This is a genomic window from Psychrobacter sp. 1Y1 (assembly GCF_051847395.2).
GTDB lineage: Bacteria > Pseudomonadota > Gammaproteobacteria > Pseudomonadales > Moraxellaceae > Psychrobacter.
Window position 1 is genome coordinate 2,214,483 of the sequence record NZ_JBPYDF020000001.1, and the last position, 20,683, is coordinate 2,235,165.

The following is a 20,683-nucleotide window of genomic DNA, read 5'->3' on the forward strand; positions in this document are numbered from 1 at the left end:
AACCAAACGTTAAGCGACTGCGACAGGCTGTCCAGTAATAGGATGACTGAGTAGCTGCATATCGACATTAAAGATATCGTGTAGCACGGTAGGTTGCATGGTACTGGCGATATCGCCGTTGTGACATATTTGGCCATTTTTCAGCGCGATGACTCGATCGGCATATTGAGCGGCCAGATTAATATCATGGATAATAATTACCACGCTTAATCCTTGCTCATCCACCAAACGACGAATGAGCTGAATGACCTCGATTTGATAATGCATATCAAGCGCAGCAAGTGGCTCATCGAGCAACAGATAACGGGTATCCTGTGCCAGACACATGGCAAGCCAAGCACGAGCGCGCTCACCACCTGACAGCGTGGCCGTGATTCGATCAGCGAAGGCTTCGGTTTGAGTCACTTTTAATGCTTGTGCCACTTTATCTTTATCAATCTGGGTGGGCTTTTGTAGCCATTTTTGATGCGGATACCGTCCCAACATAACCAGTTCACGCACAGTAAATCCAGCAGCTTCTGGCAATTGCTGCGGCAGATATGCCATTTGCCGCGCTAATTCCTTACTGCCATAGTCATTGATACTGTGCTCATCTAAAGTGACATTGCCGCTACTACTTGCCATCTCACCCGCTAGCGCTTTGATCAAGGTCGACTTGCCAGACCCATTATGCCCAACCAGAGCCACCAGCTGATTGGTATCAATCTCACAAGTCACTTTGTCTAATAGAGTATTTCCTTGACGGCTGATAGTCAGCTGGTTTGCACGTAGCATATAAGCACTCATTGTTGATAAAAATAATATGTCATAAAAATGATGGTTCATCGGCCATCGGTTGTAGACCAATTTTTGACGATCAAACCACAATAAAAATTGATTTTACTCGTAAATGATAACAAAAACAATTATCATTAACCATAAACTCATTCACTTTAATTTCAACGCTCTGTTGATTGCGAGTATTTATATGACCAACCTTCTTTTAGCTACTACAGAAAACACTGATAACCAAAACAGCCAATACACTTCCCTAAACGATCCTGAAATAGCAAGTGTGGTCGCTCATATTAATGAAGAGCACCTTGACGAACTGCTTGGATTTTTGAGTGCATTTACCTCATTATCTACCGCCGAATTGGATCTGGTCGATGCGCAAATAACTGATATTTATGTTGAAGGTATTGCTATACAGACTTGTCTAAAAAGCTCAGAGATTCAACCAGCTGGCACTCACAATACCTCGCTTCATGACCAGAATTTCTTTATCGATTTTGCCGCCCCCATCTCCCAGCTTGATGATTTGCAAGCCCAATATATCTTGCTAAAACAAAGAGCAGATAAAAAGCTAGGCAAAAAAACAATCAAACTGACCAAGCAAGTATTTGATATGAAAAATAGTTATAGAGTCAGCAAAAATATGCTGCGCCTTGAATTGAGCATGCCGTCATTAAATAGTGATACGCCATTAAATAATACCGCTCAGTTAAGTAATGCTAAGGGCGTCACAAGCTCGACGTCAGTACCTACCAACGAAGCGGGTTACGCTTACTTGTTTGATTTAGAGCACAATGCAATGGCCAATGCATTGATTACTGACAGCACTGATGACAATAAATCTAATGGCAATAAAGCTAGTGACTATAAAACTAATGGTAGCGAGAAGGAGAACTTACGCCCTGCTCGTCCTCACTGCTATTACACTTTGAGAAAAGCATGGCAAGCTGATGATGGAATACGAGCATGGGTTGATGTTTTTTTGCATGGGGATACGCCGGGCGGCAACTGGGCAGCAGCACTGCAAGCAGGCGAGACCGTTGTCACAAAACGAGAGTTTCCAGAAAAGGTAGAGCACTTACGAGACGGGCAAGCGGTACTGATTGTCGATGAGACCTCAATGCCAACAGCTGCACGACTGCTGGAGCTATGGAACAACCCTACGCCACCATTAGTCATTTGTGTGACACAAAATGCAGACGATCAAAGTTATTTTGATACTGTAAAAATACGCAGTGGCATTGATAACATTGGTAATGACAATAGCAATAGCAATAGCAATAGTGACAGTGACACTAATAATGATTGCGATACTGAAAGCCGCGAGGATAACCACTTTACCGTATTGCCTATAGTAACCAATCAACCAAACTCAGGGGCAGAGTTAGCCACGCTAATTGACAGAGAGTTAGGCGACTATTTGACTGACAATCCTCTACAGATTGATAAAGTTTGGGGGGCGCTAGAAGCAAATACTGCCAAAGCATTGCGCCCATTGCTGAAAGACCGACTTGAGCTAAGTCGTACCGATGTCGTGGTAAAGGTCTACTGGCGTCACGATTAGATTAGCCTTATAAAATGAAACTCAAAACCTATCCTATATATAGTGGATGCTACTGACGCATCCACTATTAATGTTTGCAGCAACGAATGCATGTAGGGTATAGTTTTCATTTTGAACGTTTAATCAACATAGTATATCGGCAGATAGTTTTATCGCTAGGATTACCAGTGATAGTCGAGTAGCACTTAGAGACTCATTTTTAATAGACTGTCTAACACCTGTGCCAGAATGCACTGTTATTTTTCTAACCCAAGGATGATGTATGAAAAAACTTAGGACACCTGACTCGTGTTTTGCTAACTTGCAAGATTACGATTTTGAACCGAACTATTTGATGGTCGATGATACAGAAGGTGGCGAGCTGCGCGTACACTACCTTGATGAAGGTCCAAGCGACGCTGATCCTATCTTATTATTACATGGTGAGCCTTCTTGGTCTTATCTGTACCGCAAAGTCATTCCCATACTAACAGCAGCAGGACACCGTGTTATCGCGCCAGACCTTCCTGGGTTTGGACGTTCAGACAAACCTGCATCGCGTGCTGACTACACTTATCAGCGCCATGTCGATTGGATGCAATCGGTGCTTGATCAATTAGATTTAAAAAATATAACACTGTTTTGTCAAGATTGGGGCGGTTTAATCGGTCTACGTTTAGTAGCAGCGCATCCTGATAAATTCGATCGCGTCGCAGCAGGTAATACAATGCTACCGACTGGGGATCATGATCCTGGCGAAGGTTTTCGCAAGTGGCAGAAGTTCTCTCAAGAGACGCCGCAGTTCAATGTAGCAGGCACCATTAAAAGCGGTACCACAACAACATTGTCTCAAGCCGTACTGGATGCTTACGATGCACCCTTCCCTGATGAGTCCTATAAAGAAGGTGCTAGACAGTTTCCTATCCTAGTGCCCACGACACCAGATGATCCTGCTTCAGAAAACAACCGAGCAGCTTGGGTCGTGCTAAGCAAATGGAGCAAGCCATTTATCACATTGTTTAGTGATTCCGACCCAGTGACTGGTGGCGGCGATCGCATCATGCAAAAGCTAATTCCGGGTACCAAAGGCCAAAATCATACGACTATTGTTAATGGCGGTCATTTCCTGCAAGAAGACCAAGGCGAAGCGCTGGCTGAGCTTCTATTAACATTCATTAATGACAATCCGAAAGCACAGTAATAGATAACAAAAACCCTGACTGCTAATGTACTAGCAATCAGGGTTTTTAGTAATGCCGTGATAATTGGTCAACGACAAAAGGCGCGAGCTGTCATAACTAAAAAATCTACTTTTTATACAGCCTTACTATACGATATTTTTAAAAATATCATCGATATACTTCTCTACCGCATCATTGTCGTTAGTAACCTGCGCATAAGTTCTAAGACCTATAATTTGAATTTGGAAATAACGCGCCAGCTCAACTGGGTCTTTCTCTGCGCTAATCTCACCGCTATCAATGGCTTGTCCAAAGAGCACGGCAAACGACGCCTCTATACCTTCCAATATATTCGTTGCATGTGCGAGCAAATCTGGACTATCGTTTTGAGTAAGCTCAGCGACTGTCTTGACGATCATGCACATACCACTAGGCGCAGTAGCGCTATTACAAACAATCACTGTATGGATAAAATGTTTTAAGCCATCTAACACTGTGTCTTTTTGCTCAATACAGTCGGCCAATCTCTTGGCACCATCTGCGGCATAGCGATTCAGTGACTCTGTAAATAGTTTATCTTTACTACCAAAAGCTGCATAAATACTACCTGGATGCATATTTACCACATCTTGCAAATTGCGCATTGATGTCGCGTGATAGCCTTTTTCCCAATAGAGATTTTTTGCTTTTTCGATCACATCCTCACGATTGAACTTTATCGGAGCACTCATAATTTTCACCTTAATATCTTTGCCATGAACTATCCACTACCTTGCTTATAGGTAGAGGTTTCTTAGGTAACGCTCTTACTTAATACGCTATTCTGTATCAGCGGTTAAGCGAATTTACTAAGCTAACCCTATCGCACCGACAGTTTTTGATTGTTTAACCAATATCAATCCTTGATTTAAGATATTGATGCTGGCATTGATGTCTCGATCATGGGTCTGTAGACACCTTGGGCAGTCCCATAATCTATCGCTGAGTTTAAGGTCATCTTTGCCAAGGACATAATCACAGCCTGAGCATGTTTTAGATGACGGATACCATTGGTCTATTCTCACAAGCGCTTTGTCATACCATTCTGCTTTATAAGCAAGCATAATTGTAAAGACTGACCATGAACTAGCGTTAATAGCTTTGGCAAGCTTTCTGTTTTTAACCATCCCTTTAATGTTCAAGTCCTCTATAGCAATGACATCGTGGTTTTTGATGATATTGAATGAGAGTTTATGTAGAAAATCAAGACGCTGGTTGGTTATTTTTTCGTAAATCTTCGCGACTTTAGCTTTTTGCTTTTGATAATTACGACTGTCTGACAGCTTATTTAGCAACCTCTCTACGTTTGGCTAAAATCTTTTGCTCACGCGCAAGCTTGTCTTTCAGCTTCGATAGAAACCTAGGATTAGCAACTTTAGTACTGTCTGATAAGACAATAAAGTTGGTCAATCCTAAATCAATGCCTATATTAGAATAAGTCTTTGGTAGCGGCTCCACTACTGTTTCAACCAATAGGCTGACAAAGTACTTACCAGATGGGGTTGCGCTGATAGTGGCACTTTTAATAAGCCCATTAATGCGGCGATGTATTTTTGCTTTGATATGACCAATTTTGGGGAGTTTGACACTGTTATATGTGAGTGCAACCGTCCCTTTTTGGTTATTAGTGGTGTAGCTGTCTTTGATACCTTTTTTCTTGAATTTAGGGAAGCCTGTGTCTTGTTCGAAAAACTTTTTATAGGCGCTGCGAAGGTTCTGCTGCACGTTAGCTAACGCTAAGCTATCTACTTCTTTGAGCCATTCAAACTCTTTTTTATACTGAGCAGGGTGTTGTTTAGAATCGTTTTATTTGCTTTATAATGATTAACCTTATCAGACAACATCTTATTCCAAATAAAGCGGGTACATCCAAATGATTTAGCAAAGAATACTTGCTGTTCGTCATTTGGATATAATCTCACTTTATAAGCTTTTAAGATTTGTTTGGGCATAAGGTATGATAACATCTTAAGCTATACTAAAAAATAATGATATACTCATCCCTCTACTTTAAAGGTAGAGGAATTCTGCACATAGTCATTAAAATCTATTTTAAGGCAAAGTTTGTAGAATCAACCTTAGTTACTGGTTTTAATCACTTTTTATATTATAAGACTTATTGAGTCTCTTTGCTTCGATTAACTATTTTTATCAAAGTTTTGCGGATAAAGCGCGCGTGCAGCAACGTCGTCAAACTCAGTTTTGAAATCAATACCTTTAGGAATGTCACGGGCTTTTTGTACCGCTGGACGAGCATTAATGCTATCAAACCAGCGCTTTAGATTCGGATAATTATCCAAGCCGCCTTCGCTTAGTACAACTGTCGCCTTATCAATCCAGCCCCAAGTAGAAATATCAGCGATTGAGTAGCTATCACCAACCATATATTCACGGCCTTCTAGGTGCGTATCTAGCACTTCATAATGACGCTCAGCCTCACGAAGGTAGCGATTAATTGCATATGGGATTTTTTCTGGCGCTTTATGTCTAAAGTGAACAGATTGACCAGAAAAAGGGCCCAATCCAGATGCTACAAACATTAGCCACGATAGCATCTCGCTACGATCTTCTGGCTGTCCTGCCAGCTTGCCTGTTTTTTCAGAAAGATACATCAAGATAGCCGTAGAATCAAACACGCGTTTGCCATCATCTTCTAGGGCAGGTGTTTTGCCGTTTGGGTTGATAGCACGGTACTCAGGTGTATGCTGCTCACCTTTTAGAGTATCTACTGCCACAAGCTCATAAGGCAGACCAGTTTCTTCAAGAAACAATGCTACTTTCATTGGGTTTGGCGTTTGATGGAAATAAAATTTAAGCATAACTTTATCCTATTATATGAAGACAGTCGTCTAATGACTACAAAAGCTGACAACTATAAAAATTGTAATGAGATAACAAAAACAAGCATCTGATTTGAAGCACATTTTTATTGTCTGACATACACTATAAACGCAAATGAACGGTCGTTCAAGTAATGTTATATATTGATATAATAAGCATCATATCAATACTATTTTCTCTACATGCAATGGATGAAGTCGATCAGCTCCATTTCGATAAGTCTTGTTCGTACTACAGAGCCACTAAAGTTAAAAAATATTTTTATCGTTGTTTTTTATTACTACTTACACAGTGTTACCTTCTTAAGATATTGATATTAATAGAGTAGTATGAATTAAGCAGAGTAATGTAATTGAGCCATTACAATTTACTTGAACGACTGCTCAATATCATTTATAGTAGTCTCTATTGACTCGCTTGCTAAGCAAAGTTGCTAATTTTGAGTAATTACTCAAGCCAATAATTAAATGTAAATCAGCGACTGCTTTGAAGCGGGCATGAAAACTCTAAAACACACTAAATCTTAAACCTATTATCAGGAATTATATTATGACCGAATTTACTCTACACGATAAAGACACAGCCCCAGCAGAAAGCAAAGACTTACTTGATTCTTCTATCAAAGCATTTGGTATGGTACCTAACCTACACGCTGTGATGGCTGAAGCGCCTGGTTTGCTTGAAGGCTATCAACAGCTACATCAACTGTTTTTAGACAGTAGCTTTGATGATGAAGAGACCACTGTTGTATGGCAAACTATCAACGTTGAGCATGCTTGCCATTACTGTGTGCCTGCGCATACTGGTATTGCTAAGAGCATGAAAGTAGATGACGCTATCACTGATGCATTACGTGATGAAACGCCACTACCAACTGAAAAACTGGAAGCATTGCGTACCTTCACACTATCTGTAGTCCGTAATCGTGGTAACGTTGATGACAGCGCGGTTCAAGCGTTTTTAGATGCAGGTTACACTAAGCGTCAGATTCTTGAAGTTATCCTTGGTGCTGCTCAAAAAGTAATGAGCAACTACACGAACCACCTAGCTAACACACCAGTCGACAAACCATTCCAGAAGTTTGAATGGCATAAAGCTGACTAATACGTTTTTCAGCTAACGCTGACACAGTCTATTTGATGTTTTCATGCTGTTGTTCGAAACATCTTCGGGCAGCAGTTTTTCATTTTAATTCATCGCTAATGAGAGATCCTATGGAACAGGTAAAAAAACCCTTACAAATAGACATCGTGTCAGACGTTGTGTGCCCTTGGTGTGCTATCGGCTATAGTCAACTAGCCGAGGCATTAAAACAAACCAACACGCTGCACGAGATTCATTGGCATCCATTTGAACTAAATCCTAATACGCCGCACGGAGGACGAAACTATCGTGAGCATATTATGGAGAAGTACGGTACAACTGCTGAAGACGTTAAAGAGAGCCGAGCTAGAATGACAGCAGCAGGTGCAGAAGCTGGATTTAATTTTCAGTTTGCCGATGATTTCCGTACCTACAATACTTTTAATGCGCATCAATTGCTGCATTGGGCTGATCAGCAAGGACGTATGCACGACCTAAAACAAGCATTGTTCGTTGCGCATTTCGTTGATAATAAAAACGTGGCTGACAGTACCGTACTGGCAGATGTCGCAGCAGATATTGGACTAGATCATAATGAAGCACTCGCCGTTATCGCAGATCAACGCTTTGCCAATGTGATACGTGAAGCCGTACAGCATTCAAAGCAGCAAGGTGTTCAAAGCGTACCATCCGTTATCTTCAACGGTCGGCATCTGGTGAGCGGTGCACAAGGTGTAGAAAACTACAAAAACATCTTGAAGCAAATAGCAGACATGCCAGAATAAAAACAATAAACTGGATCTGATTTACCAATTACACCCTACTGAGCATAGTATATAAAAAGGTATCATCATTATGTCAAACTCTAATCATTACGAGCCACCCAGCGTCTGGACATGGGATGCAGAAAGCGGCGGTAAGTGGGCAAGTGTCAACCGCCCTATCGCTGGCCCAACACATGAAGCGGATCTACCTCGCGGCAAACATCCGTTACAGATCTACTCAATGGGCACCCCTAACGGCCAAAAAGTCACCATTATGGTTGAAGAGTTATTGGCATTAGGTGTGACAGACGCTGAGTACGACGCGCACCTTATTCAAATTGGTGAAGGCGGACAGTTCTCATCAGGGTTCGTTGAGCTAAATCCAAACTCAAAAATCCCTGTACTTTTGGATACAGAGACTGGTAGCCGTGTGTTTGAGAGTGGCGCCATTTTATTCTATCTTGCTGAAAAATTCGGAAAACTACTGCCTAAAGATGCAGCAGCACGCACTGAAGTCATGAATTGGCTCTTCTGGTTACAAGGCTCTGCCCCTTACTTAGGCGGCGGTTTTGGACATTTCTACTTTTATGCGCCAGAAAAGTTTGAGTACCCTATCAATCGATTCACGATGGAAGTAAAACGTCAATTAGATGTACTAGAACGTGAGCTTGCAGAAAATCGCTATCTAGGTGGCGATGAGTATACGATTGCAGATATCGCCACTTGGCCTTGGTATGGCAATCTAATACTAGGCGAAGCATATAATGCAGGAGAGTTCCTACAAGTTGAGAGCTATCCAAATGTACGCCGCTGGGCAACTGAGATTTTAGAGCGTCCTGCTGTGCAACGTGGTCGCAAGGTAAACCGCACTTGGGGCGAACCTGCTGAGCAACTACACGAACGTCATGACGCCTCAGACTTTGAGTTAAAAACTCAAGATAAACTAGATGCTCAGACAACTGAAGAATCGAAAAAATAGACGCTTTGTCTATGACTTACTAGGGCGTGTCATCATTTAGATTGTGAGGCTCAAAATGAGAAAAATTGCAGTCAAACAAGGAAGAACTCGCCGCAAATATGAACATATTGACAAGATTTCTGACGATGTTTGACAAAATTTAGCCATTTTAAGACCACTAAATGTTTCAATGTGCTAATTGATGATATGCCCTAGCTTACTTAAGTAGTCTTATTAATTGATTTTAAAGGTAATGTTAACTTTTCCTATTACTACTTGGGACTACTGTAAACATCCAATACTTTTGCACTTAAGATTGCTAATGTAAGGCTGTTAAATACCAACTAACCATAAAAATACTATTAAAAAGGATAAGAACTATGTCAACAGATTATGCTCAAAAAATTCAAGCCGGTACTACGTTTCCTGAAATGGAAGTACAGGTATTAAACAGTGAAATGACTTCACTAGGCAAACCTGAAAACGGTCATGACTGGAAACTGGTCGTTGTATACCGTGGTAAGCATTGCCCAATTTGCACAAAGTATCTAAATACTTTAGAGACAGTAAAACAATCTTTCTATGACGTCGGTGTCGATATCATCGCAGTATCTGCAGACAGCAAAGAGCAGTTAGAAGGTCATCTAGATCAAATAGATGTTAGCTTCCCTATGGCTTATGGTCTGACTATCGAGCAGATGAACACGCTAGGTCTATACATCTCTGACCCACGTTCAGAAAAAGAAACTGATCATCCTTTCGCTGAGCCTGCTGTGTTCGTTATCAACGCTGAAGGAAAAGTGCATATTGTTGATATCTCGAACGCACCGTTCTCTAGACCAGATCTTGAAGCCTTGGCAAACGGTTTGGCTTTTGTTAGAAACCCAGAGAACAACTATCCTATCCGTGGTATGCACGGCTAATTGATATAGTAAATATAGAGTGTTGCTTCACTCGATTATTTAGCTGCTCAATATCTAACCAATTAAATTGCAAAGGGCGTATCGAGATAATTCTTGATATGCCCTTTTTTTTGTTTATTGATAACTTAACTGCTATCAAAATATTTAACTTCATTAATCTTTGCTCAGTACTAATGTGTGAGTAGTACTGTTAATCTATAAAAAGAGGTTCTAGACGAAACTCATAGACTAGCCAGCATATAAGGGCTATATTTGAGCTCGAAATATCACCATAGACACTTACCCTTTTAATTAATCTGTATTTCATTTTTTATCGGTTAGTTTTTATAAATAAAACAGACTGTGTTTATGGTCTGGTTCGTATTTCGCTTTGGCAAAATCTTGATATAATTGTACGTTCTAATTCACCAATGCTGTTTATTATTTGTTGTTAACACTCGTACACTGAGATTAATTTCTGCTAAAATCATGCAGCAACATTATCAATATCTCATCATAGGTATGAGTAAAAGGATTCGATATGCGATTGAAATCAATCGTTCAAAAATTACATGAACGCGCTCCAAAATTGGGCAAAGCTGCCTCACTGACGACAGCAACCAGCGTTATCACTTTTAATAGTATGTTAGCTGGTTTACCTGTCTGGGTAATGGGTGCTACCAAGGCTATCACCGGTGCTGCCATCGCTGACAAAGCCGTTATCGACGTGACGAACTATTGGATCAATAGCAATAACGCATTGATCGACAACGTATTACCACGCAAAGATTGGCGCATTAACTTACCTGATGATGTGCATACCAACGGTAAGTATCTACTGGTTAGCAATCATCAGTCTTGGGTTGATACCAGTATCGTGCAATATATCAGCGAAAAACGCTTGCCATTGACGCGCTTTTTTACCAAATTTGAGCTCATATATATTCCTGTCATTGGTCAAGCTTTCTACTTTCTCGACTTTCCTATGATGCGTCGACACTCTAAAGAAGCCATCGCCAAAAACCCTGCTCTAAAGGGTAAGGATATCGAAGAAGCGAAACGAGCATGTGCATTGCTCAAGGACAAGCCTTTTACACTATTGAACTATCTAGAAGGGACTCGCTTCACTCCTAGCAAACATGATAAACAAAAATCCCCATATACGCATTTACTTAAGCCACGCGCTGGCGGGTTATCACTGGCTATGAGTGCATTAGGGGAAGAGATCGATGGGATTTTGGACATGACGATCGTCTACCCTGACGGTGTACCCACTTATAGTGATCTATGGAAAGGTAATATCAAGCGTTTAGGCGTAGATGTGCGACATATTGAGATACCCAAAGACCTGTTTACTGCTATCAAGAACGGCGGTTATGAAACAGATGAAGCGATAAAAGCGCAGATGTTTGATTGGGTAGAGCAAATATGGCATCAAAAGGATCAACTTATCACAGAGATGCTAGCTGATTTTGAGAACAGTGACTTTAAGAGCAATGACTCTGAAACTAAAGATAGTACTGAACAGGCTTAGCCTATTCTATCTACCAATAATCTTTATTATTTGATAACCTCAAGGTGTGTCGCACGTGTACTAATATGATAAAGGTAAAGCCATATAATGATGAAGTTCCGCGAAAAATGGTTTCGGGCGTTGTGCCTTGCAATATTAGTACATGTTGGGGTTTTCTTTATTTTCTATCTCAACACTCATCAGACGGATTCGGTAGAAGTAGCTGAGAGTCAAACGAACTCGACTGAACCTATTGCTATCAACAATGTAGATCTACCTGAAAAGGTCTATACCACTACTGTCACCAACACTAAGACATCTAATGACACTAACAACAATGTAGAAGACACGGTCAATAAAAAATCTGAGATTGGTAATGAGCTTGAAGCATCTCAGCTAACAAGTAGTGATGAGCAAACAGCCAACGTGGAAAGCAGAAAAGCACCCTCTTCTCCAGCGACCAACAACGTCGATAATAAACCTAAAAAACCAGCTTCTACATCGATAGAATCAGTACAAGCAAACAAAAATCCTCCGCAAAAGGAAAAGGCGCTAGATGCCCAAACTGATAGCACTACCCAGTCTATAGTTGCAAACACTGATGATAAATTAGAAGAGATTAAGAACAATGCAAGCTTGCTAGATATAGACGTCCCTGCTCAAAAAAGTAACGTCAAAATAGATAAAGACTATCTTTCAGCAAAATCTGAAGTGGAAGCGATAAACGATCAATTGAGTGCCGCTATCAACGAAGTCAAAAAGCATAATCAGCAGAAAATTGATGAGCAACAACAGTTAAGAAATGAGGCGAATAGCCAAAGGCGTCCTGAAAATTCTAATTGATATTAGAAGCCTTATGGTTGGTGATCCAATTAGACTAAATACCTTTATACATAAAAAAACCCCAGCAATTAACTGGGGTTTTTATTATCTTATCAATAAACATCCAATATTAAACTATTAGCGCTCACCCAAACCTTCTGATAAGGTTTTGGTAATTGGCTTAGTTAAATAAGACAATACCGTACGTTCCATCGCTTTAATATCCACAGAAGCTGTCATACCAGGTTTAATGACAATCTCATCACCGCGCCCCTTAAACTCAGCACCATTAATCACAATTAATACACGGTAGTAAGGCTCTTCGCCTTTAGGTGTTTGCTCCATTAGCGTGTCTGGACTGATATAGTTAACTGTACCTTTCATGGCTCCAAAGATAGAGTAATCATAAGCATCGAGCTTAACCGTCGCTTCTTGACCTTCTTTGACATAAGCAATATCAGCAGGACTGACCTTGGCATCTATAACCAAGTCACTACTAGTCGGTAAAATCTGCATAATAACTTCGCCGGGTTTGACGACACCGCCAATAGTGGTCACGTTGATATTTTTAATTTTACCTTCTGTGGGCGCCATCAAGCGCTTCTCTTCAAGTACTTGTGCCCGATCTCGCAATTGCTCAAGCTCGGTATCTAGCTCTTCTTGAGCCTTGGTCATTTCAGCCTGTGCTTCTTCGAAGTACTTATTACGCTTGTTATTAATCTGCGCTTCGATATCAGCAACTTGACGACTGAGTTTAATGACATCGGCTTGACTGACATCGCCATACTTTAATAAAGGCTCATTCATGCGTAATTCTTGACGTGCCAACACTAGCATTTTCTCAAGAGAAGAGACTTCCTCGTTGATAGCTTGACGACGTCTGTTGTATAGCGCCCTTTGGTTTTGCACGTACTCAGGATAGTCCTGTACCCCTTTAGGAAATACCAACGGTTTTTCAAAAATCTCAGCATTTAGTCTTGCTAATTTAGCAGTTAGCGCAGCTGTCTTAGAAGCAGAGTTATCAACAGCTGCTTTTGCACGCTCTTCCTCCAACACTACCAATAATTGACCTGCCTTAACCTCTTCACCTTCTGTGACAGCCAACTGAGTCAATACGCCGCCTTCTGATGCTTGGATTTCTTGCGTTCGAGCACTGGCGATTACCGTTGCTTGCGCACGGGTCACTTGGTCAATCTTGGCAAATGATGCCCAAATAATTAAAGTGACGATCCCGATTAATGCTATCCAAATACTCAACCTTGAACGATTAACTTGGGGTTTAGTGGGTGTGTACTTATACTCTGACATGCCTACTTCCCTTGATCGTCTGTTGAATGTTTAGCACTGATGGGTTTTACGCTGATGTTTCTAACTCTAGAGGTAGCAGGCTTATTTTCGTCGGCACCTTCTTTTGACGGTTGGTTGGCTTTGTTAACGATTTTACCTTTTTGCTGCATGGTGGTTTTATTTTTTGCTTGATCGTTTTTTCTGAGCTCATCAAGTACAGCTTGTTTTGGACCGTCGATAATAATACGCTGGTTATCCATAATGATCAGACGATCTACCAAGTCTAGCAATGCTGTCTTGTGGGTCGACACAATAAACGTTTGCCCTTTCGTCAACTCCTGACGTAGCACTTGTAGACAGCGCTGCTCTTGTCGGTTATCCATAGAAGCTGTCGGCTCATCCAGCAAAAACACATCAGGTTTGGTCAATAATAAACGGGTAAATGCCACTAGTTGCTTTTGTCCCCCCGATAGGCCTTTACCGCCTTCACTGATCGGTAGGTCAAGACCACTTGAATGACTGGATACTAAGTTGATTAGCCCTGTCCTATTTAAAGTCTCTTGAAGGACATCATCATTGGGCGCTGCCATACCGATTAATAAGTTCTCACGCAGGGTTCCTTGAAACAGTCGATGGTCTTGCTGCAGATAACCCAAGCGCTCACTAAGTGTCTCACGACTGATCTGATGTATATCAAGTCCATCTAACAACACGCGTCCTTCCGTTGGTGCATACAGTCCTGCCAGCACCTTAAGCAAGGTAGATTTACCTGAACCAATAGGCCCAAGTATCGCTATACGCTCTCCTGGTTTAATCGACAGTTGCGGAACTGTAATGGCTGGTCGATCGTTGCCTTGGTAATTGAACGTCAATCCATCGCACTGATATGCGCCTTTTATATGCGTAGGCGATAATGGATACGCAACGCCTTGGTTGTCTTGCTCCAGTGCAAACAGACTCTCAATATTCATTTTGGCGGCTTTGGCATGAGCGTACTGTACTAGCAGGTTGGGTATCGCCATAACAGGCGCTAACACTCTACCACCAAGTATCGAGCAGGCAATCAGTCCGCCCATTGTCATGTCACCTTGCATGACGACAAACGACCCGACTATTACGATACCAACGTAGCTTACTTGCTGTAGCATCTGCGTAAAATACGTTAAGTTATCATTGGCATGCTTCATATCCAAATCGTTTTTGATGGTGACATCCATCACATCTAGCCAACGCGAGAGAAACTTCCAGCTGCCTGCTCCTGCTTTTATTGTCTCGACGCCTTCCACAGCTTCTACCAACAGACCCGTCTTATAATAAGAGGCAGTCGCGCCCTCTGATGCGATGGCATCGATGCGTTTGCGTGCAATCAGTCCCATCGTAATTGCGATGACCGCCGCTATCACTGGTACAACAGCGACTAATGGCGAGCCAATAAAAGCTATTAAGCTGATAAAAATAATGGTCATGGGCAAATCGACTAAGCCAAAAAGCGTGCTCGCCGTAAAAAAGCTACGTACTTGCTCATAACCACGTAGCTGTGCTGCCATAGAGCCAACTGACCCCGGCATTTGGTCGATACGTACTTTGAGTAGACGTTGGAACACTTCTCGAGATAGGTACTGGTCTAGACCGACGACGACCTTATCCATGATTTTTGAGCGAGAAAACTTCATAAACGCTTCAAACATGATGACTAAGAAGACGCCACTGGCTAAAATGATCAGCGTGTATTCGCTACGAGTCGGTATGACCCGGTCATACACCTGCATCGAAAATAAAGAAACGGCTAGTGCCAACATATTAATCAAAAAGGTTGCAATAACGGCTTCAGCTAAAATACCTTTATAATTACCCAAATCAGACTTTAATAGATCAGAAAATGTGGCCTTTCGCTGCTTAATATGATCTTCTTTTAGACGAATACGCATGACCAAAGTCAATTCTTCGGCACGCGTATGTACCTGCTGGTTCGCTTGTCTAAAGTTCCAACTTTTTTGCGGCGTTTGGCTATCAATCACGCCCCAACCTAAATCCGTTCGATACGCTAGTAAGGGCAAAAAAGCGGCATCAGGCTGCTCTAATATTTCTGGTGTATCTGTTATACCAATGCCTTGTAATACTGCAATGACACCGCCTAACTCATGAATGCTTTGACCTTGCCTGTCCGATTGCTCACTATGACGTTTGACAATATCATGGAGCCGTATGTTATCTACTGGATAGCCTTGCTGTCCGAGTAAATGCTTAATCGCATCAGTCAACGTTTCGGTCAGATCGACCTGCTCTGAGTGTTGCAGCTCATGGTGATCAACAGACTGAGACGGTGTCTTTTGTAATTGTGCACTCATATTAATCGCTTATTTAGTATTTTAGATGGTTGCATATGTAGGATAGGTTACGCCTGGTTGAATGACTTTACGATTTAATTATTTGTCATATCGTCTTGTTCATTTATCGGCGTAATACTGTAATCATCATTTAACATGAGATGTTCACCATTGTTCAAACTTTGTTCTGTTGTGACAGGTAGATTGACATTGACATATTCATCTGTAATGTTACCTCCATAACCAAACTCGCTACCGGCTCTGTTCTTATCTTGTTTGTTGAGCCATTTTTTTACAGACCCTATTGGGCTAAATAAACTCACTGGCTCACGATTACGAGAAAACTGTTGCCATTGCATAACGCCAAAATCTACTTGTAACTTATAAAATGACCCCAGCATCTCTGCGCGAGTTTGTACCAACTGGACTTGGTAATCATTATGCTCACGCACAGCATTGAGCACTTCTAACCATGATTTACGTCCTGCAATAAATTGGCGACGATAAGAGCTGACCACAATCTGGGCACCTGCTACAGCAGCAATCAATGATGTCTCTCGATCTTTAGCACTAATAAACTGTTGATACTGTACTTGAATATTTTCGATGACATTACGGCGTGCAGCTTCTTGGTTTTGTACTAGGCTGTTGACCTCTGCCTGTGAGGCTCGTGCTAGCGCAAAATTGGAAAAGCCAGCACCTGGTGCATAGCTTAATCCTACTGAGAACTTACCATCGTTTTCGTTATCCTCATGATAGTAAGCATGCTCATATTGGGCATAAATGGTTGGATAACGAGCCGCCTGTTGTGATTCGACACCTTGCTTAGCGGATTCAATCTGGAAGTGTTCTTTAACAACGGTAGGATTGTAAAAGCCAGCTCTATCAAATGCCATTCTTTCAAAGTCAACGGATTGCTGCTTGGCTTGATTTACCAATACCTTAAGGTTCGGTATGCTCGTGACACTCATCTGAGACAGTGGTTGACCAATGATTTGTTCTAACCTAGCAGCGGCAATACGTTGCTGCTCAACTGCCGCTTGATAAGATGTTTGCTCTTGCAATATACGGTTAGTCACCAGGTCAAGCTCAATACGAGCTGATACACCTTGACCAACGCGTCGCTGCATCATGGCTTCAAAATCATTAAGCTCTTTTAAATTCTCCACATGGACACTTTGCGTAGCGACGGCTTGGATATAGCTTTGCCAAGCATCAATCGTTGTTTTGGCCACTAGGTTTTGCTGCTCGTAGATATACTCTACCGCAGCCTTGTCATCGAATATGGCTTGATTCACATCTGCTGTGAGCTTACCCCCTGTCCATAAGGGCTGGCGAATTGTCACCTCTGAGACAAAATCATTGTCTCTATCGTAACCTGAGCTTACGCTTGGTGTTGGTAAAAGGTTTAATTTGGCCGCATTAATTCCTTCGGTAGTTGCTTGTTGACTCGCTCGAGCCGACCCTACTAAAGGATGCGTTTGAATTGCCTGCGCCACTAGGCTATTGATTTGGAAATCTGCTACTACTGCGTGTGAAGTCACGGTAAAACATATACCAGTCGCCAAAGCGGTCATAAAATGGCGCACTGAAATACTACGAAGTGACTGCTTACGATTTGACGAATTTTTCATATTATTTTAGTAATCGTCCTTGTTGATGCGCTCTTAAATGTGTATTCAACACTTCTGTGTTAAACCTTACTAGACCTAAGTTAGTAAGGCAACAACTCATATACTATATAAGCATGAATTAGAGCTCACTACTGTTCTATATACAAAAGTTAAAGCATTCTATTTAATTACTTAGGCTAACTTTATAGAAGAAGCTACTTGGAAGGTTGTTATTTTTTGAAGGTAGATGAAAAAGATGATGCTTGGTACCTTTTACTTAATATATTTCATGCAAAAAAAAGCAATGGTCCTAATATATTGAACTTACTAAGGTATAATTTGGTACGTCATAATTGGGAATTAGGGCATGTCTTCAATTGGATAAGCGATAAATAATAGTTACAATACCGCATCTATTAAGACGATGCGAGAAATACAAGTTATGGCAAGAACAGCACTAACAGATACGCTTTGGGATCAATTGCAATCAACGATGACACAGCATGGCTGCTATCACACTCAAAACAGTCGAGAGGTCATGGAAGCCATACTGTGGAAACTACGCACAGGTGCGCCTTGGCGTGACATACCTGAAGAATTGTGTTCGTGGAAAACAGCTTATAGTCGTTTCAACCGCTGGTCGAAAACTGGCTTATGGGAGAATTTTTTTTTAGCCTTTGAGCAGAAGTTGATACGGAATGGGTATTCACAGACGGAAGCTATGTTCGCTGTCACCAGCATGCAAGTGGAGCTCGGCGTGGTGAAGATCGTGCAATTGGACAAAGCCGTGGCGGAGCAACTACAAAGATACACCTATCCTGTGATGCCGATGGATATCCGCTCCATTTTAAAATCACTGGGGGTGACGTCCACGACAGTCAAGTTGCAGGTGAACTGATTGACATGATTGGACAAGCTGATTACTTTATTGCTGACAAGGGCTATGACTCAGAGGCTATCAGAGATAAAGCTCGAAGCCATAATATGATACCTGTCATCCCTAAAAGGAAGAATACCAAACAGCCTAATCCAGAATTTGATAGCTACTTATACAAGCTACGTCATCTTGTTGAAAATATGTTTGCAAGGCTCAAGCATTTTCGTAGTATCGCTACTCGCTATGAAAAGTTAGCTCGTAATTTTAAGTCAATGCTTTATCTGGCATGTACTATCGTTCATTGTAAGATGAATTGAAGACACGCTCTAGAAGCACCAAATTATTTTTATATTTTGTCTATACAATTAATAAGTGCTATTTAGGTTTATTTAACCTTTAAACCAACGATATGGTTAAGATGGCCAGTTTTTAGGTATATCGTCGCGCCCTCTACCCCTGCTTTTATTTGTACATTTATATCTATCGGCAGGCGTATCCAACTATCCTGCTGATATAACTGTCCACCCTCTATTAGCTCGCCTGCTACAACTAATATTTCTGCACCGCCATGAACTGTCTCAGTGAATAGCAACTCGCCTGCATCGATACGCTGTAGACTAACGCGCTCTACCCCATCGGAAAAAAGCGGGCAGATAGTACGGTTACCTTTTTGCTGCCAATTATCATTATTATAGGTGTCGATCGCCACGTGCTGCGTTTCGTCAGACGACATTTGCCGCAACTTGACGAAAATAACAGCACCTTCGTCACTATAAGGCTTATGGCCTGAAGTCGGCGGATTACGTAGATACCAACCTGCTGGATAATGAGTGTCATCTGCAGAAAAAGTGCCTGATAATACTAAAATCTCTTCGCCGCCTGGATGTAGATGATGCGGAAAGTAAGAGTTTGGCGCGTAACGCACAAGACTGGTAGCGCGAGCCTTCTCCGCGCCCACACGATCAAGCATGACACGCTCCACACCATTTTGTGGTGACTTAATCCATTGATGTGCTTCAGGAGTCAGAGAAGCACGTTGTGAAAAATCTGCATTAATTAGCATAAAATATTCCAAAAGTATTAAATGATTAGGGCGTACCCACAATATAAAACCGAGGACACGCCCTAGACGATAAACATAAATATATGACGTTATTACCGCACTAGAATGACCGGTGATAACGTGCTAGCGATAATTTCTGTCGTTGTACTTCCGAGAAACAGTTGCTGCCATTTCGAATGTCCGTACGCACCCACCACCATAATGTCGACATTGTTCTCTACCTGAAACTTTAACAACCCATCTACCGCATCAGAAGCAGATAAGTGATGTGCTTCAACGACAAACCCTGTATCTTCTAACTGTGCAGCGGCGGCGCTCATACTTTGCTTGGCGGCGTCATTCTGATTACCTACCATCACGATATGGCCTTTTAGACCTTTTAATAATGGACTTTTTGACACCATTCGTGCCGCTTTAATAGAGGTTTTGCTACCATCAAAGGCAATCATATAAGAGCTTGGCTCTTCAAATTTTTCTGAGCAAATCACTATGGGAATATCTGACCCACGAGCGACTGTCTCAATCTGACTACCAATATTGATCCGACTGTTCTTATGATCTTCTCCGCGTCGTCCCATTACAATCGCACGATTTTCTTCTTTGAAATGCTCAATACTAGGAAGCAGTTTGCCGTGGCGTTGATAAACGCGAACACTGACATCAGCGAAACTGCTTTGAATATGACTTTTGGCATCTTGTACCAATGCATTGCTATAGCTGTTGACGACTTTTGCTCTTTGCTCATCCAATTGGGACAACTCTTCTAATAAAAACTGACGACTATTGATGCCTATCGCGCCTGACAAGTCACGCCTAACTGAAGCAGGCACGTCACTGACATGTAATAACCCAACAGGTACGTTTAATTTACTGGCATACCATGCTGCATAGTCACAAACCGATTCAGTCACTGCCGAGCCGTCAATACAGGCCAAAATGTGCTGTGATGTTGTCATAATCTGTCCTTAAATTTAATTATTTAATCCTATACAGCTTGTTAGTCCTGACCAAGCCATGCTCTTTGGCTTATGTTCTCTGCTTTATACTCTTTAGCTTATGCTCTTTGATTAGGGGATGTTTCATTTACTTCATAATA

19 protein-coding genes and 1 pseudogene are annotated in these 20,683 nt (G+C 41.6%); 9 read left to right on the plus strand and 11 right to left on the minus strand.

The features are described 5' to 3' along the window. Nucleotides 1–9: 9 nt before the first annotated feature. A complete protein-coding gene (locus ACS8FA_RS23145) occupies nucleotides 10–774 on the minus strand; it encodes an ABC transporter ATP-binding protein (protein WP_439266787.1) in 765 nt (254 codons plus the stop codon). Nucleotides 775–967: 193 nt separating this feature from the next. On the opposite strand from ACS8FA_RS23145, the gene ACS8FA_RS23150 reads away from it, so the two are divergent. Together ACS8FA_RS23150 and ACS8FA_RS23155 are read left to right on the plus strand one after the other, a co-directional pair. Continuing rightward, a complete protein-coding gene (locus ACS8FA_RS23150) occupies nucleotides 968–2,338 on the plus strand; it encodes a siderophore-interacting protein (RefSeq protein WP_439266785.1) in 1,371 nt (456 codons plus the stop codon). A 262-nt stretch (nucleotides 2,339–2,600) separates the two neighbouring features. Further along, nucleotides 2,601–3,518: a haloalkane dehalogenase gene (locus ACS8FA_RS23155; RefSeq protein WP_439266783.1), complete on the plus strand. Its 918-nt coding sequence runs from the start codon at nucleotides 2,601–2,603 to the stop codon at nucleotides 3,516–3,518. A 126-nt stretch (nucleotides 3,519–3,644) separates the two neighbouring features. Here the strand turns inward: ACS8FA_RS23155 and ACS8FA_RS23160 are convergent, their stop codons facing one another. The 5 genes and pseudogenes from ACS8FA_RS23160 to ACS8FA_RS23180 all read right to left on the minus strand — a co-directional run bounded on the left by ACS8FA_RS23160 (nucleotide 3,645) and on the right by ACS8FA_RS23180 (nucleotide 6,356). Continuing rightward, nucleotides 3,645–4,229 (minus strand): TetR/AcrR family transcriptional regulator, encoded by a 585-nt coding sequence (locus tag ACS8FA_RS23160; protein WP_101205246.1) that lies wholly within the window; start codon nucleotides 4,227–4,229, stop codon nucleotides 3,645–3,647. Nucleotides 4,230–4,346: 117 nt separating this feature from the next. Beyond that, the gene (locus ACS8FA_RS23165; protein WP_439266781.1) at nucleotides 4,347–4,832 is read right to left on the minus strand and encodes an RNA-guided endonuclease TnpB family protein; all 486 of its coding nucleotides are present in this window, start codon (nucleotides 4,830–4,832) and stop codon (nucleotides 4,347–4,349) included. After that, nucleotides 4,822–5,319 (minus strand): annotated as a pseudogene (locus ACS8FA_RS23170) (transposase); the annotation flags it as partial. The gene ACS8FA_RS23165 and the pseudogene ACS8FA_RS23170, both read right to left, overlap by 11 nt. Then, a complete protein-coding gene (locus ACS8FA_RS23175; protein ID WP_522901997.1) occupies nucleotides 5,283–5,504 on the minus strand; it encodes a helix-turn-helix domain-containing protein in 222 nt (73 codons plus the stop codon). The gene ACS8FA_RS23175 and the pseudogene ACS8FA_RS23170, both read right to left, overlap by 37 nt. Nucleotides 5,505–5,675: 171 nt before the next feature. Then, nucleotides 5,676–6,356, minus strand: coding sequence for a glutathione S-transferase family protein (locus ACS8FA_RS23180; protein ID WP_101205248.1), 681 nt, complete (start codon nucleotides 6,354–6,356; stop codon nucleotides 5,676–5,678). A gap of 571 nt (nucleotides 6,357–6,927) precedes the next feature. On the opposite strand from ACS8FA_RS23180, the gene ACS8FA_RS23185 reads away from it, so the two are divergent. From ACS8FA_RS23185 to ACS8FA_RS23210, 6 genes are all read left to right on the plus strand, one after another. After that, nucleotides 6,928–7,482, plus strand: coding sequence for a carboxymuconolactone decarboxylase family protein (locus ACS8FA_RS23185; RefSeq protein ID WP_101205249.1), 555 nt, complete (start codon nucleotides 6,928–6,930; stop codon nucleotides 7,480–7,482). Between the two features lie 110 nt (nucleotides 7,483–7,592). Continuing rightward, entirely contained in the window at nucleotides 7,593–8,246 is a 654-nt protein-coding gene (locus ACS8FA_RS23190) for a DsbA family oxidoreductase (protein WP_439266777.1), read from the plus strand. Between the two features lie 70 nt (nucleotides 8,247–8,316). After that, on the plus strand, nucleotides 8,317–9,204 hold the full coding sequence (gene yghU / locus ACS8FA_RS23195) for a glutathione-dependent disulfide-bond oxidoreductase (protein ID WP_439266775.1): 888 nt from the start codon (nucleotides 8,317–8,319) through the stop codon (nucleotides 9,202–9,204). 359 nt (nucleotides 9,205–9,563) lie between these two features. Next, nucleotides 9,564–10,106, plus strand: coding sequence for a redoxin domain-containing protein (locus ACS8FA_RS23200; protein WP_439266773.1), 543 nt, complete (start codon nucleotides 9,564–9,566; stop codon nucleotides 10,104–10,106). A gap of 520 nt (nucleotides 10,107–10,626) precedes the next feature. Continuing rightward, the gene (yihG, locus tag ACS8FA_RS23205) at nucleotides 10,627–11,619 is read left to right on the plus strand and encodes a 1-acylglycerol-3-phosphate O-acyltransferase, YihG family (RefSeq protein ID WP_439266771.1); all 993 of its coding nucleotides are present in this window, start codon (nucleotides 10,627–10,629) and stop codon (nucleotides 11,617–11,619) included. 87 nt (nucleotides 11,620–11,706) lie between these two features. Then, nucleotides 11,707–12,441 (plus strand): hypothetical protein, encoded by a 735-nt coding sequence (locus ACS8FA_RS23210; protein ID WP_439266769.1) that lies wholly within the window; start codon nucleotides 11,707–11,709, stop codon nucleotides 12,439–12,441. 117 nt (nucleotides 12,442–12,558) lie between these two features. Here the strand turns inward: ACS8FA_RS23210 and ACS8FA_RS23215 are convergent, their stop codons facing one another. The 3 genes from ACS8FA_RS23215 to ACS8FA_RS23225 all read right to left on the minus strand — a co-directional run bounded on the left by ACS8FA_RS23215 (nucleotide 12,559) and on the right by ACS8FA_RS23225 (nucleotide 17,668). Beyond that, nucleotides 12,559–13,728 (minus strand): beta-barrel domain-containing protein, encoded by a 1,170-nt coding sequence (locus tag ACS8FA_RS23215; RefSeq protein WP_201580478.1) that lies wholly within the window; start codon nucleotides 13,726–13,728, stop codon nucleotides 12,559–12,561. 2 nt (nucleotides 13,729–13,730) lie between these two features. After that, nucleotides 13,731–16,055: a type I secretion system permease/ATPase gene (locus tag ACS8FA_RS23220; protein ID WP_134292228.1), complete on the minus strand. Its 2,325-nt coding sequence runs from the start codon at nucleotides 16,053–16,055 to the stop codon at nucleotides 13,731–13,733. Between the two features lie 74 nt (nucleotides 16,056–16,129). After that, the gene (locus ACS8FA_RS23225; protein ID WP_439266767.1) at nucleotides 16,130–17,668 is read right to left on the minus strand and encodes a TolC family protein; all 1,539 of its coding nucleotides are present in this window, start codon (nucleotides 17,666–17,668) and stop codon (nucleotides 16,130–16,132) included. A gap of 421 nt (nucleotides 17,669–18,089) precedes the next feature. Here ACS8FA_RS23225 and ACS8FA_RS23230 point away from each other — a divergent pair. Beyond that, a protein-coding gene (locus tag ACS8FA_RS23230) for an IS5 family transposase (protein WP_439266765.1) occupies nucleotides 18,090–18,841 on the plus strand; the annotation gives its coding sequence in 2 pieces (ribosomal slippage) (nucleotides 18,090–18,333 and nucleotides 18,333–18,841; 753 coding nt in all). A 68-nt stretch (nucleotides 18,842–18,909) separates the two neighbouring features. Here ACS8FA_RS23230 and ACS8FA_RS23235 read toward each other — a convergent pair. Next, the gene (locus ACS8FA_RS23235) at nucleotides 18,910–19,587 is read right to left on the minus strand and encodes a cupin domain-containing protein (RefSeq protein WP_439266763.1); all 678 of its coding nucleotides are present in this window, start codon (nucleotides 19,585–19,587) and stop codon (nucleotides 18,910–18,912) included. A 92-nt stretch (nucleotides 19,588–19,679) separates the two neighbouring features. Then, a complete protein-coding gene (locus tag ACS8FA_RS23240; RefSeq protein ID WP_439266761.1) occupies nucleotides 19,680–20,543 on the minus strand; it encodes a universal stress protein in 864 nt (287 codons plus the stop codon). Nucleotides 20,544–20,683 lie beyond the last annotated feature (140 nt).

Bases quoted from the DNA above. Each gene is read 5' to 3' on its own strand.
- ACS8FA_RS23180 (WP_101205248.1), bottom strand. From the start codon at position 6,356: ATGCTTAAATTTTATTTCCATCAAACGCCAAACCCAATGAAAGTAGCA.
- ACS8FA_RS23235 (WP_439266763.1), bottom strand. From the start codon at position 19,587: ATGCTAATTAATGCAGATTTTTCACAACGTGCTTCTCTGACTCCTGAA.
- ACS8FA_RS23240 (WP_439266761.1), bottom strand. From the start codon at position 20,543: ATGACAACATCACAGCACATTTTGGCCTGTATTGACGGCTCGGCAGTG.
- yihG (WP_439266771.1), top strand. From the start codon at position 10,627: ATGCGATTGAAATCAATCGTTCAAAAATTACATGAACGCGCTCCAAAA.
- ACS8FA_RS23210 (WP_439266769.1), top strand. From the start codon at position 11,707: ATGATGAAGTTCCGCGAAAAATGGTTTCGGGCGTTGTGCCTTGCAATA.
- ACS8FA_RS23220 (WP_134292228.1), bottom strand. From the start codon at position 16,055: ATGAGTGCACAATTACAAAAGACACCGTCTCAGTCTGTTGATCACCAT.
- ACS8FA_RS23200 (WP_439266773.1), top strand. From the start codon at position 9,564: ATGTCAACAGATTATGCTCAAAAAATTCAAGCCGGTACTACGTTTCCT.
- ACS8FA_RS23145 (WP_439266787.1), bottom strand. From the start codon at position 774: ATGCTACGTGCAAACCAGCTGACTATCAGCCGTCAAGGAAATACTCTA.
- yghU (WP_439266775.1), top strand. From the start codon at position 8,317: ATGTCAAACTCTAATCATTACGAGCCACCCAGCGTCTGGACATGGGAT.
- ACS8FA_RS23150 (WP_439266785.1), top strand. From the start codon at position 968: ATGACCAACCTTCTTTTAGCTACTACAGAAAACACTGATAACCAAAAC.
- ACS8FA_RS23175 (WP_522901997.1), bottom strand. From the start codon at position 5,504: ATGTTATCATACCTTATGCCCAAACAAATCTTAAAAGCTTATAAAGTG.
- ACS8FA_RS23160 (WP_101205246.1), bottom strand. From the start codon at position 4,229: ATGAGTGCTCCGATAAAGTTCAATCGTGAGGATGTGATCGAAAAAGCA.
- ACS8FA_RS23190 (WP_439266777.1), top strand. From the start codon at position 7,593: ATGGAACAGGTAAAAAAACCCTTACAAATAGACATCGTGTCAGACGTT.
- ACS8FA_RS23185 (WP_101205249.1), top strand. From the start codon at position 6,928: ATGACCGAATTTACTCTACACGATAAAGACACAGCCCCAGCAGAAAGC.
- ACS8FA_RS23215 (WP_201580478.1), bottom strand. From the start codon at position 13,728: ATGTCAGAGTATAAGTACACACCCACTAAACCCCAAGTTAATCGTTCA.
- ACS8FA_RS23155 (WP_439266783.1), top strand. From the start codon at position 2,601: ATGAAAAAACTTAGGACACCTGACTCGTGTTTTGCTAACTTGCAAGAT.
- ACS8FA_RS23225 (WP_439266767.1), bottom strand. From the start codon at position 17,668: ATGAAAAATTCGTCAAATCGTAAGCAGTCACTTCGTAGTATTTCAGTG.